The organism is Nocardia sp. CDC519 (genome assembly GCF_059509835.1).
On sequence record NZ_CM183377.1, the window covers coordinates 231366 to 243529 of the forward strand.

Sequence of the window (12164 nt, forward strand, 5' to 3'; positions counted from 1 at the left end):
CTTACGCGACCGGGCCTCCGAAGATCTCGATGGGCTTGCTGTCGGCCGAGATGGTCACGAGCGCGCGCTTGGTGTTCTTGCGCTTGCCGTAACCGAAGCGGGTCCGCTTGCGCTTGCCCTGACGGTTGGCGGTGTTGACGCTGGTGACCTTGACGCCGAAGACCTTCTCGACGGCGATCTTGATCTGCGTCTTGTTCGAGTCCGGGTGCACAAGGAAGGTGTAGGTACCTTCCTCGATCAGCCCGTAGGACTTCTCCGAGATGACCGGCGCAAGCAGGATGTCGCGGGGGTCGGCGATGGTGGTCACTTGCTCTCCTCCTGTGCCGCCTCAGCCGGCCCGTGCACGAAGGCGTTCAGGGCCTCGACGCTGAACACGACTTCGTCGCTTTCCAGCACGTCGTAGGTGTTGAGCTGATCCGGCGCGATCGGGTGCACGAACTCGAGGTTCTGCACGCTCTTCCAGGCCGCGATGTCCTCACGACCGAGCACGACCAGGAACTTCTTCCGGTCCGACAGCTCGGACAGGAAGGTCTTCGCGGTCTTGGTCGACGGGGTCTGGCCCGCGACCAGTTCGCTGATCACGTGGATCCGCTCGTTGCGCGCGCGGTCCGACAGCGCTCCGCGCAGCGCGGCGCGGATCATCTTCTTCGGGGTCCGCTGGCTGTAGTCGCGCGGCTTCGGGCCGTGCACGGTGCCGCCACCGGCGAACTGCGGCGCGCGGGTCGAGCCCTGACGGGCGCGGCCGGTGCCCTTCTGCCGGTACGGCTTCTTGCCACCACCGCGGACTTCACCGCGGGTCTTGGTGGAGTGCGTGCCCTGACGCGCGGCGGCGAGCTGGGCAACGACCACCTGGTGCATCAGCGCGATGTTGGCGGTGGTGTCGAAGATCTCCGCGGGGAGTTCGACGGTGCCGTTGGTCTTGCCACCCAGTTCCTTGACCGGCAGGGTCAGGTTGGTCTTCTTCTCAGTGCTCACAGCGCTCATGCGTGCGCACCACCCTTCACGGCGCTCTTGACGATCACGACGCCGCCCTTGCGACCCGGGATCGCACCCTTGATCAGCAGCAGGCCGTTCTCGGCGTCGACCTTGTGAACCGAGAGGTTCTGCGTGGTGACGCGGTCGTTACCCATGCGGCCCGACATGCGCATGCCCTTGAACACGCGGCCGGGGGTGGCGCAGCCACCGATGGAACCCGGGCGACGGTGCACGGCCTGCGCACCGTGGGAGGCACCCTGGCCACGGAAGCCGTGGCGCTTCATGGTGCCGGCGAAGCCCTTGCCCTTGCTGGTGCCGGTGACGTCGACGTAGGTGCCCTCTTCGAAGACATCGGCGGAAAGCTCCTGGCCGACCTCGAAGGAGGAGGCGTCGGCGACGCGGATCTCCGCGATGTGCCGACGCGGGGTGACGCCTGCCTTGGCGAACTGGCCGGAGACCGGCTTGTTCACCTTGCGCGGGTCGATCGCGCCGAAGGCGAGCTGCACGGCGCTGTAGCCGTCGCGCTCTTCGGTGCGGATCTGGGTGACGACGTTCGGTCCGGCCTTGATGACGGTCACCGGGACGACGCGGTTCTTCTCGTCGAACACCTGGGTCATGCCGAGCTTGGTGCCCAGGATGCCGGCCGCTGGCCTGTTCTTGTTATCAGTCATGTCTCGAGTCCCCGTCACTGAATGTTGACGTCGACGCTGGCCGGCAGGTCGATACGCATGAGCGCGTCGACCGTCTTCGGCGTCGGGTCGAGGATGTCGATCAGCCGCTTGTGCGTACGCATCTCGAAGTGCTCGCGCGAGTCCTTGTACTTGTGCGGCGAACGGATGACGCAGTACACGTTCTTCTCGGTCGGCAACGGCACCGGCCCGACGACCCGGGCCCCAGTGCGGGTCACCGTCTCGACGATCTTGCGCGCAGACGCGTCGATCGCCTCGTGGTCATAGGCCTTGAGCCTGATGCGGATCTTCTGTCCCGCCACGCTAAGTGTCCTTTTCTCCGCTTTCGTTCGTGATCCGGAAGCTGGGCTTCCGTACCACCCTCATTGGCACAGTCCGAACACACGAAGACGTCTCAGGGAGACCACGACCGGGACGCACCCAGTCTTCGCCGCTGTTCATCTGTCATGGTTCTCCGGTCCACGCGGTCGGGCGTGTCGCCCGCCCGCTCATTCCTCGGCCCCGGAAATCACTCCATGTCAGGCTCGGAACACTGTCCCGGACGTACCCACACCGAAAACGGTGAGGTACACGATTGGTACTGCCTGCCCCACCCGACCAACCGTTTCAGGGAAACGGGCACGGGCCGGTGCAAGGCAACCCGAACAGTATGCCCGAACCCCCCGGCCCGATCAAATCGGGGTCGCCGCGCCCGGGAAAACCGGCCTGACGTGCATCGTCGCAGCCTACTACCGGGCTATCTTACCGCAGAGTAAGATAGCCGCATGACCACAGAGACCGTGACCTATCGCGGCTGGAAGAAGTTGCCGGACAATCGCCTGGGCCACACCCTGTTCTCGCTCGGCATGGTGGCGCGGGTGCCCTTCTTCGGCACCGTGCTACCGAACGTCGTGCGGCTGGAGCCGGGATTGTGCGAGGTCACCTCGCCGAAATGGTTCGGCATCCACAACCACCTCGGCACCTTCCACGCCATCGCGGCGTGCAATCTGGCCGAAGTCGCCATGGGCATGCTCAGCGAGGCCACCGTGCCGACCACCCACCGGTGGATTCCCAAGGCGATGAACGTGCAGTACCTGGCCAAGGCGGAGACCGGGTTGCGCGCGGTGGCCAAGCTGCCCGAGATCCCCGATTTCGACTCGATCGTCGAAGGAACCGAGGTGATGGTGCCGGTGTCGATCTATGACAAGCACGGCCTCGAGGTCGTGCACGCCGACATCACCACCTGGGTCACCCCGAAATAGGACAGGCCCGGCGGCCGGGCCGGCCGCTGCTCAGCAGGGCAGCGGGCGGTCGCGGCCGTCGAGCGCATTGGCGACGGCGGTGATCGCGCGGGCGTCGGCGAGCATGGCGCTGTGATCGGCCTTGTCGGCCGGGCAGCCGTCCTGCAACCAGATATTGCGGTCGTCGGCGTCGGGCTGGGCGAGCAGTGCGGTGTCGGTGGGAGTGATCACGGTGTCGGCGCGGGACGCGATGGCGGTGTAGCGGATGCCTGGCAGGGTCTCGCCGCCGGCGTTGAGCCGGTGCAACAGGGGTGAGCCCGCCGCCTGCTGCGCACCAGGGGTGCCGAAGACCTGGGTGGCGATCTGCCCGTCGGCCAGCCCGAGCGAGGCGAGATCCGGATACATCTCGCGCAGGCCGTCCCAGGTGGTGCCCCGGTACGGAGTGCCGAGCGTGACCACGGTCGCGATATCGGCACCGCCGCGTTCGCGCAGGTACTGCCGGATCACCGTGCCACCGGTGGAATGGCCCACCAGGGCGAGGCGCGGGGCGCCGGTGCGTTCGCGCACGGTGCGCACCACATCGGCGAGCTCATCGGCCATGTTCTCGATCGAGGCCACTCCCCATACCGGGCGACCGGACAGCGCCGCACCCACCGGGCCGACGCCGACCGAGGAGCCCGCGTGCCCGCTGACCGCATCGACCAGAGCGGGGCCCTGACCCAGATTCGCCGCGAACACACAGTGCCCTTCGCCGCGCAGCGCGGGCGCGAGCACACCGAAGCTGCGGGTGATGTCGGTACCGGAGCCGTGCACCAGCAGCACCGGCTCCCGATTCGGCGCGAGCACACACCCGGAATCGTTGGCGCCGGCCAGCGGCGGAAGAAAGACCTGGGCCGTCCCGGAGGGGGCGAGAGTGATCGCCGCGAATGCGACGGTCGTCACTACGACAGCGAGGCGGGCTGCTCCTCGGACCAGCGGACCGAGGGTCGATTTTCCGATGCGCATGTCAAATCCCCAGGGCCGGAGCCAGCGTCGGCCAGGAATCCTTCAGCGCGTCCTGCCAGTAGCCCCAGGAATGGGTGCCATCGGGCCGGAAGTTGTAAGTGGCCGGAATTCCGAGATCATTCAGCCGGTCCTGCATATTGTGCGAGCAGTAATTCGTCGCGGCCTCGATGATGCCGCCGAGCACGATTTGATTCGCGAAAAGCCATGGGCCTTCCAATGAATACTTGCCGCCGTATTGGTCGTACATACCCGGCAGGCCGCTTCCGCTGGAAATGTAGAGCGCTTTTCCGCGCAGGCCCTCGGCCTGGACATAGGGGTCGTTGGCGGCCCAGGCCGGATCGCTCGGCGGGCCGTACATGTTGTCCTTGTCGGCCAGGCCCCACTCTTCGATGGTGAGCCGCACGAACTCCTGCCCGGCCGGATCGCTGATCTGCGCGCATCCGCTGTAGGCGGCCGCCGCGTCGTACAGATCGCCGGTGGTTGCCGCGAGCGCCAGACTGCTGGTACCGGACATGGAGAAGCCCGCGATGCCGTTGCGCCCGTTGCTGCCGAGGTATTCGTCGATCAGCGGCGGCAGCTCGCTGGTGAGGAAGGTCTTCCACTTCTGCTTGCCCAGCCGCGGATCATCGGTGCGCCAGTCGGCGTAGTAGCTGAACATGCCGCCGATCGGCGAGACCGCGTGCACGTTCTTGTCGGCGAGGAAGTCGAGCACATCGGTCTTGGTCCCCCAATTGGCGCCGTCCACGCCGCCGCCCGCGCCGAGCAGCAGATACAGCACCGGCCGCGGCGCGCCGGTATCGGCCGCCTTCATCACCTCGACCGGAATATCGAGATCCATCGCCGCCGAATGCACGGTGAGGGTGACATTGCGGGCGTCACGCTCGGCTACCGAAACAATCGACGATGCCGCGCGGGATTCCGTCGGCTCGGCGGACGCCGAGACGGGAAGGATCGCGGTCGCGGTGACGGCGGCGGCCAGCAGCCCGAGCTGGCGGAGGTATCGGCCTCTCATGATGTCCCTTCTGCATGTGGAACACCTCGATGCTCCGAAAGCAACGCTATGTTGCGGCACAACAACTTTCACGACTGGAATTGCGGGGACACCAGAAATGGGGGCAGCCGCCGGGGCCGTGGCAGCGGAATTCGGACCGATTCGAATTTCTCTGTAACACCGGCACTTTGCCCGCCGATATATCGCGGCACACGCGCGCGATGGTTGCGTCGGCGCCTCGGGTGCGGTTTGAATGCCTCTATGGCAGTCAGCGCGGTTCACAATGTCGACGTGTGCGTCGTCGGCCTCGGCCCGACCGGCCGGGCGCTGGCACACCGCGCCGAAGCCGCCGGCTTGTCCGTCGCCGCGATCGACCCCCGCCCCGACCGGCTGTGGCCGCCCACCTACTCCTGTTGGGTGGACGAGCTGCCCGAATGGCTACCGCAGAGCGCCATCGCGACCCGGATCGAGGCACCCACCGTCTGGGCCAGGACCGAACACCGCATCCAACGGCCGTACTGCGTGCTGTCCAAGCCCGGCCTGCGCGAGGCGCTGCCGCTGGATCCGGCGCGCGTGCGCGCCGGGCGTGCCGTACGGGTGGAACCGCATGTGGTGGAACTGGCCGACGGATCACTCATCTCCGCCGACGTCGTCGTCGATACCAGGGGCCTGCCCACCCTCGGCTCGCGTCGCGCCGCCAGCGCGCACGGCATCTTCGTCGACGCCGAGACCGCGGCGCCGATGGTGACCGACGGCGAGGGCCTGCTGCTGGACTGGCGGCCGGAGAACGGCGCGAGCAACGACGAACCGCCCTCGTTCCTGTACTCGGTCCCGCTCGGTGACGGCACGGTGATCTTCGAGGAGACCAGCCTCGGGCTGCGCGGTGGCATGCCGCAGCACGAACTACGCAAACGCACCCTCAACCGGCTCGCCGCGCACGGTATCCGGCTCACCGGCAGCGAGCCGACCGAGGCGGCGCACTATCCGCTGGATCAGCCGCCGCCGAAGAAGGGCACCGGCCGGGTGATTCCGTTCGGTTCGCGCGGCGGGATGATGCACCCGTGCACCGGCTACAGCGTCGCCGATTCGCTGGCGCTGGTGGATACCGCGGTCGCGGCGATCCAGCAGGGCCGCGATCCGGTTGCCGCGCTGTGGTCGCCGCGGGCGCGGCTGGTCTATTGGATGCGGATGCGCGGGCTGTGGGGCTTGGGCCGGCTGACGACCGAGCAGTCCATCGCCATGTTCGAGGCGTTCTTCACCGCCTCACCGCGTGGGCAGCGGGCGCTGCTGTCAGCGCACGACGATTACACCGCGCTCGGCGCCGTGCTGGTCAATACCGTCGCCCACACCTGGCCCTTCCGCTGGCGCTACGACCTGGTCGGCTGGACCAACCGCAATCGCTGGGTGGGCTACGAGTACGAGCCCGCGCCCAGCCCCGAAACCCCGCGCATCGGCTGAGAAGCCGACCGCAGGATCAGGCCCCCGTCTCGGCGGCACGCCGGTAGCCGCGCACCGCCGGGTACGCGAACACGATGACGATGCCGACGGTCCACAGCAGCGTCTTGATCATCGGTTCGGCCACCGGACCGCCGTAGGACAGCCCACGCATAGCGTCGATGGCGCAGCTCATCGGCTGGTTGGCCACCACGTCCTGCAACCACACCGGGTAGGCGTAGACCGGGACGAAGCCGGAGTTGAAGAACATCAGCAGCGTATTGATGATGCCGATGACGTTGACCAGCATGACGCCCTCGGTGAGCGTGGCCAGCGCCGTGACGAACACCGCGAACCCGACGCCGAACAACACCGGAATGCCGATCAACGCCAGCGCCGCCACCGGCCCCTGATCGAACCGGAACCCGATGCAGAAGCCCACCGCGATCACGAACAGCGTGGTGATCAGGACCCGGATGGCCTCGGCGAACAGCCGACCGGTCAGACCAGCGGCCCGGTGCACCGGCATGGTCCAGAACCGGCCGAGCAGTCCGGTGGCCTTCTCGGTCTTGAAGCCGAGCGCGCTCACCACCGCGCCCGCCATGGCGGCCACCAGGGTGATCATCGGGACGGTGCCGTAGACGCTGGGTTTGCCGGTGGCGTTGGTGATCGAATCGCCGAGCACGATCCAGAACATCAGCAACGTCAGCGCCGGGTACAGGATGGTCTGGATGGTGGTCGCTGGATCGCGCGCCCACACCAGCAGCAGCCGCTTGGTCTGGATCAGGCTGTGCGTCCACCAGTTACCGAGCGAGCGTTCCGAGCGCGCGCGCACGGTCGGCAGCGGGGTGTTCCACCCGGTGTCGGCCGCCTCGGTCACCTCGGTGTCCGCGGTTGTCTCGACTGAACTCATGACCGCCTCACGCTCGCCCACACCGCCAGCGGCGCGAAGACCACCGCCGCGCCGATCAACCACACCAGCGGCACCCACAGCACCTGCCAGGTCACGCCGTCGGCGGCCATATCGCGCAATGCGAACGACAGCTGCGAGATCGGCTGGTTGCGCACGAACGGCCGGATCCACTCCGGGAACCCGGACTCCGGCACGAACCCGCAGGAGAGCATGCCGAAGATCAGCGTGGGCAGGGTCAGCGCCTGGCTCAGCGATTCCGGGCTCTTGGTCAGGCTGCCGAGGGCGTCGGCGCCCAGCGACAGCACGATGCTGATGGCCAGCGAGAACACACAGAACAAGATCGCCTGGCCCCAGCCGGCCTCGAACCGGAACCCGATGATGTGGCCGTAGATCAGGGCCGCGGTCAACGAGCACACCGACCGCACCACACCGGCACTGATCCGTGCCGACAGCGGCACCAGCGTGCCGATGGGCATGGTCTGCAACCGGGTGCTGAGCCCGGTCAACGCCTCGAACGCCGACAGCTGAGCGTTCGACATCATGGTGAACGCCATCGTCTGCAACACGATGATCGGCATGACGAACTGGGCGTAATCGATGCCCTGGAACTTCATCACGTACCGCAGCGGCAGATAGAAGCCGAGGGTGAACACCAGCGGGGTGATGATCGCGACGATCAACTCACCCTTGGTGGCCATGGTCCAGATGATGCGGCCGGTCAGCGCGCGCCACTGGGCGAACGAGGACAGCTTGGCGACGGGCAGTTCGGCGAACAGCTGGGCGCCGCCTGCCTCGGTGGTGGCAACACTCACGAGTGACCACCCGAATGGCCGGTGATGGAGAGGAACACGTCGTCGAGTGAGGGCCGGCGCAGCGCGATATCGGCCAGGTCGACGCCGGCGGAATCCAGCCTGCGCAGGGCCTCGGCCAGGGTCGCGGCGCCTTCCGGCGCGGGGATCGACAGCCGGTCGGCGCCGTTCAGTTCGGCCGAGACCGCCGAAGGCACCAGATCACCGAGCGCGGCTGCCGCCTTGGACAGATCCGACGGGTCCAGCGGGACGACCTCGCAGTAGCTGCCGCCGGTCTTCTCCTTGAGTTCGTCGGCGGTGCCCTCGGCGATGACGGTGCCCTTGTCGATGACGATGATGTTGTCGCTGAGTACGTCGGCCTCTTCGAGGTACTGCGTGGTCAGCAGGACCGTGATGCCCTGCGCCTTGAGGGCGTTGACCAGATCCCACACGCCCTGGCGGCTGCGCGGATCCAGGCCGGTGGTCGGCTCGTCGAGGAACACCACCTCCGGGCGCACCACCAGGCCGCAGGCGATGTCCACGCGCCTGCGCATACCGCCGGAATAGTTGCGCACCGCGCGACGGCCCGCACTGACCAGGTCGAATTCCTCGAGCAGGGTGTCGGCGCGCTTACGGGCGGCCGATTTGCTCAGGCCCATGAGCCTGCCGAACAGCTCCAGGTTCTCCCGGCCGGACAGGTTCTCGTCCAGCGCGGCGTACTGGCCGGTCATCATGATCGAGCGGCGCACGCCCGCCGGATCCTTCTGCACATCGTGCCCGGCGACGATCGCGGTGCCCGAATCGGGGCGGAGCAGGGTGGACAGGATCTTGACGGTGGTGGTCTTGCCCGCGCCGTTGGGGCCGAGCACACCGAGCACACTCGCCTTCTCGGCGGTGAAACTGATGCCTTGCAGCGCGTGCACCTCACCGAACGACTTCCGCACGTCCACGACCTGGACGGCGGGCTCGCTCGCGGGCGACTCGACATGATTCGAACTCGGCATCAACTCTCCACTATCGGCCGGGCAGGGGTGGGTCGCCGGAGCGCACGCAGCGACGTCCCGCATGGTGATCCGTACCGCCGGGCGCGATGTTACCGGCCCGGGTTTCGCATTCGGGCCGGTCCGGGCGCACCGGCGACCGGACCGTTCGATTGTGCGCTTACTCACACTATCCGCCGGGCTTCGAATAGGCGCAGGTACGGCGGGTATTCGGCAGCGGTATGGCAGCGGCGCTACCTTGTCGCCCGGTCACCGCGCCCATAGTCTTGGACGCATGGCCGAGTCCGCGCAGCCACATCTGGCGGCGCGTTCGGGAGGATCGGGCCGACCGAGCGTGCTTACGTCCTACGACCCACGCACCGGGGAAACGGTCGGCACCTACGCCGTCCAGGGTTCCAGCGAGCTGAAACGTGCCGTTCGCGCGGCCCGTGCGGCCGAAAAGTGGTGGGCGCACCTGAGTTTCGGTGCCCGCAAGCGATGGCTGCTGGACTGGAAACGCAGCATCGCCAGGCGATCAGGGGAACTGATCGACCTCGTCCGCGAGGAAACCGGCAAGCCCGAGGCCGACGCCGCCATCGAAGTGATGCTGGCGATCGAGAACCTCGACTGGGCGGCCCGCAATGCCGGGCGCACCCTCGGCCGCCGCGTCATCGATTCCACCTGGCTCACTCGCAATCAACGCGCTTCGGTGGGTTTCCTGCCGCTCGGGGTGATCGGCGTGATCGGCGCCTGGCACAACCCCGTCTTCACGCCGATGGGTTCGATCGCCTACGCGATGGCCGCGGGTAACGCGGTGGTGTTCAAACCGCACGAACTCACCACCGGCGTCGGGGTATGGCTGGCCCAGACCTGGGCCGAGCTCGCGCCCGATCAGCCGGTGCTGCAAGCGATCACCGGCGATGCGAGCACCACCGCAGCGCTGTGCCGCGCCGGGGTGGACAAGATCGCTTACGCGGGCCCGGAAGCCGAGGGCCGCAAGGTGATCGAGCTGTGCGCCCAGACGCTGACGCCGGTAGTGGTCGAATACAGCGGCAAAGGCGCCATGGTGGTGCAGGTCGATGCGAAACTCGACGAGGCCGCCGAGGCGGCGGTGTTCGGCGCCATGGCCAATGCCGGCCAGAACGCCGCCGGTATCCAGCGCGCGTATGTCGCCGAATCGGTGTACGAACCCTTCCTCGATCTGGTGATCGAGCACGCCAGGCGGCTGCGGCCAGGTGCGGCCAGGCACGCCTGCTACGGGCCGATGATCCTCGAAGAGCAGACCGACGTGGTCCGCAGGCAGGTGCGCGACGCGCTGGCCAGGGGCGGACGCGCGGTGGTCGGCGGGCTCGATTCGATCCGCGAGCCGTACGTCGAGCCGATCGTGCTGGCCGAGGTGCCGGAGGAGAGCCTGGTCATCAGCGGCGAGGCGATCGGGCCGGTACTGGTGGTGAACAAGGTCGCCGATATGGACGAGGCGGTGCGGCGAGTGAACGCCGTGGGCAGCGGGCTGTCGGTCTCGGTGTTCACCAGAGACGTCGCCAGCGTCGAGGCCTTCGCCGAGCGGCTGCGGGTCGGCGTGGTGACGGTGAACTCCGCGACGGCGTGCACCGGCATTCCGGCGCTGCCGTTCGGCGGGGTCGGCGAATACGGGCAAGGCCACAGCCACGGCGAACTCGGCCTGCTGGAGTTCACCAGGACGCTCGCGATCGCGCGCACCAAATACCGGGCGCCACTGAAACTCACCACCTTCGAACGCAATTCGCGGCAGCTGCGGATCGCGCGCACGATATTCCGGCTCCGGCACGGGCGCTAGGCATCCGGGATCGACGAGCGAGCCGACGTCGGAGCCGGAATCTGTCGCGAGCCGTCCGCGTCAGCTCGCGGTGCCCAGCAGTGCCGCCATCATCAGCGCGTGCACCCTGGCGATGTGTTCCGGCCGCGCGTCGAACCGCACCAGCCTGCCCACATCGATCACCTGACCGATCGCCGCGTGCACCCGGAAGCGGGCCTCGATCGGATCGCCATCGAGCAGATTGGCCCATTCGAGGACGTTCTGGCGCTGGATCGCGCGCAGCTTGTGCTGCTCGGCCTGCGGCAGATTGCTGAACTCGGCGTAATAGACCGGCATGATCTCCGGCATCGCGAAGCTGAGCCTGGCGTAGCGGCCGGCGATGCGGTCGACGGCGTCGGCGCGGCTGGTGGCCTCGGCCAGCGCCTCGCTGATGGCGATGGCGAGCCGGTCACCGGTGCGGTGGAAGGCCGCGGCCAGCAGATCGGACTTGCTGCTGAAGTAGCGGTAGACGCTGGAGGCGTTGATGCCGACGGCCGAACCGATCTCTTCGATGCTCGCCTCGTGATAGCCCTGCCTGCCGAAGATGCGGATGGCCTCGGTGAGCAGTTGTTCGCGTTTCGAGGTGACCGGAAGCCCGCGCGGCTGCGGCGCCGGATCGGCCGAATTCGGCGCGGGCGGCAACTCGGCGCGCACGATCGCGGTGGACATCTCGCGCAGCAACGGCAGCAGCCGGGCGGTGGACAGCGCGGTGCGGTGCGCGGAGATGCTGCCGATGGTGCTGAGTACACCGGCGGCCAGCAGCGCGACGTCCTCGGGCGGGGATTGCGGGCGCAGCTGCGCGATGGGCGCGGCGAAGGTGGCGTTGAGGCCGTCGTAGAGCGCCTTGATGCGGGTGCGGTCCCCCTTCTCCAGGTAGCGCCGCTCCCAGCGGTAGAGCCCGGCCTCGCGCCGGATATCGATGGTGTGGTCGGCGACGGCGCGGATCAGCGCGTCCAGACGTCCGGCGGGGTCGAGCGCTGGATCGTCGGCGGCGACGGCGACATCGAGCAGCTGCCGCGCGCCTTCTTCCGCGGCGGCGACCAGCAGGGCGTACTTGTTGGCGAAATGGCGATAGAGCGCGGGACCGGAGATGCCGACCTCGGCGGCGATCTCGTCGACACCGACCGGGTAGTACCCGCGTTCGCTGAAGGCGCGAGCCGCCGCCCGGATGATCTGGACCTTGCGATCCTTGGGCCTGCGACGCACGGTTCGACCGCCCGCCGGCCGCGTGCGCACGAGGTCGACCTCGCTGCGATCGGCGACCATGTTGCTCTCCATTCTGCGGCGGCGCCACCGGTTGACAGCGCCGGACGAATCATCCTAAGTTAACCACAA

General features: G+C 67.8%; 13 protein-coding genes. 3 read left to right on the forward strand and 10 right to left on the reverse strand.

Translation table 11 applies throughout. The annotated features are described in order from the left end of the window. Window position 1 precedes the first annotated feature (1 nt). Genes rplW through rpsJ form a run of 4 tightly spaced genes read right to left on the reverse strand, consistent with a single transcriptional unit; the run spans window position 2 to window position 1966 of the window. Window positions 2–307, reverse strand: coding sequence for a 50S ribosomal protein L23 (rplW, locus tag AC5W7N_RS00950; protein WP_011207266.1), 306 nt, complete (start codon window positions 305–307; stop codon window positions 2–4). Further along, on the reverse strand, window positions 304–984 hold the full coding sequence (gene rplD / locus AC5W7N_RS00955; RefSeq protein ID WP_036533182.1) for a 50S ribosomal protein L4: 681 nt from the start codon (window positions 982–984) through the stop codon (window positions 304–306). The genes rplW and rplD overlap by 4 nt, the downstream gene beginning before the upstream one ends. Continuing rightward, window positions 981–1646, reverse strand: coding sequence for a 50S ribosomal protein L3 (gene rplC, locus AC5W7N_RS00960; protein ID WP_036533181.1), 666 nt, complete (start codon window positions 1644–1646; stop codon window positions 981–983). The genes rplD and rplC overlap by 4 nt, the downstream gene beginning before the upstream one ends. Window positions 1647–1660: 14 nt before the next feature. Then, window positions 1661–1966: a 30S ribosomal protein S10 gene (rpsJ, locus tag AC5W7N_RS00965; RefSeq protein ID WP_003938093.1), complete on the reverse strand. Its 306-nt coding sequence runs from the start codon at window positions 1964–1966 to the stop codon at window positions 1661–1663. Window positions 1967–2428: 462 nt separating this feature from the next. Between rpsJ and AC5W7N_RS00970 the strand changes: the two genes are divergently transcribed. Then, window positions 2429–2905 carry a hotdog fold domain-containing protein gene (locus tag AC5W7N_RS00970; RefSeq protein WP_163814422.1) on the forward strand — a complete coding sequence of 159 codons (477 nt, stop codon included), beginning with the start codon at window positions 2429–2431 and terminating at the stop codon, window positions 2903–2905. A gap of 30 nt (window positions 2906–2935) precedes the next feature. Here the strand turns inward: AC5W7N_RS00970 and AC5W7N_RS00975 are convergent, their stop codons facing one another. Then, entirely contained in the window at window positions 2936–3826 is an 891-nt protein-coding gene (locus AC5W7N_RS00975) for a lipase family alpha/beta hydrolase (protein ID WP_163814423.1), read from the reverse strand. Between the two features lie 64 nt (window positions 3827–3890). Then, complete coding sequence (locus AC5W7N_RS00980; protein ID WP_195020618.1) at window positions 3891–4901, reverse strand: alpha/beta hydrolase; 1011 nt, start codon at window positions 4899–4901, stop codon at window positions 3891–3893. Window positions 4902–5141: 240 nt separating this feature from the next. Here AC5W7N_RS00980 and AC5W7N_RS00985 point away from each other — a divergent pair, with 240 nt between their 5' ends. Beyond that, a complete protein-coding gene (locus AC5W7N_RS00985) occupies window positions 5142–6338 on the forward strand; it encodes a lycopene cyclase family protein (protein ID WP_495923051.1) in 1197 nt (398 codons plus the stop codon). A gap of 16 nt (window positions 6339–6354) precedes the next feature. Here the strand turns inward: AC5W7N_RS00985 and AC5W7N_RS00990 are convergent, their stop codons facing one another. Genes AC5W7N_RS00990 through AC5W7N_RS01000 form a run of 3 tightly spaced genes read right to left on the reverse strand, consistent with a single transcriptional unit; the run spans window position 6355 to window position 9019 of the window. Then, on the reverse strand, window positions 6355–7227 hold the full coding sequence (locus tag AC5W7N_RS00990) for an ABC transporter permease (protein WP_495923052.1): 873 nt from the start codon (window positions 7225–7227) through the stop codon (window positions 6355–6357). Next, window positions 7224–8039 carry an ABC transporter permease gene (locus AC5W7N_RS00995; protein WP_194989426.1) on the reverse strand — a complete coding sequence of 272 codons (816 nt, stop codon included), beginning with the start codon at window positions 8037–8039 and terminating at the stop codon, window positions 7224–7226. The genes AC5W7N_RS00990 and AC5W7N_RS00995 overlap by 4 nt, the downstream gene beginning before the upstream one ends. After that, window positions 8036–9019, reverse strand: a complete 984-nt coding sequence (locus tag AC5W7N_RS01000) for an ATP-binding cassette domain-containing protein (protein ID WP_495923053.1) — start codon at window positions 9017–9019, stop codon at window positions 8036–8038. Before AC5W7N_RS01000 ends, AC5W7N_RS00995 begins: the two co-directional genes overlap by 4 nt. 271 nt (window positions 9020–9290) lie before the next feature. Between AC5W7N_RS01000 and AC5W7N_RS01005 the strand changes: the two genes are divergently transcribed. Further along, the gene (locus tag AC5W7N_RS01005) at window positions 9291–10811 is read left to right on the forward strand and encodes an aldehyde dehydrogenase family protein (protein ID WP_495923054.1); all 1521 of its coding nucleotides are present in this window, start codon (window positions 9291–9293) and stop codon (window positions 10809–10811) included. A 60-nt stretch (window positions 10812–10871) separates the two neighbouring features. On the opposite strand, the gene AC5W7N_RS01010 is transcribed toward AC5W7N_RS01005, so the two are convergent. Continuing rightward, window positions 10872–12095: a TetR/AcrR family transcriptional regulator gene (locus AC5W7N_RS01010; protein WP_495923055.1), complete on the reverse strand. Its 1224-nt coding sequence runs from the start codon at window positions 12093–12095 to the stop codon at window positions 10872–10874. Window positions 12096–12164 lie beyond the last annotated feature (69 nt).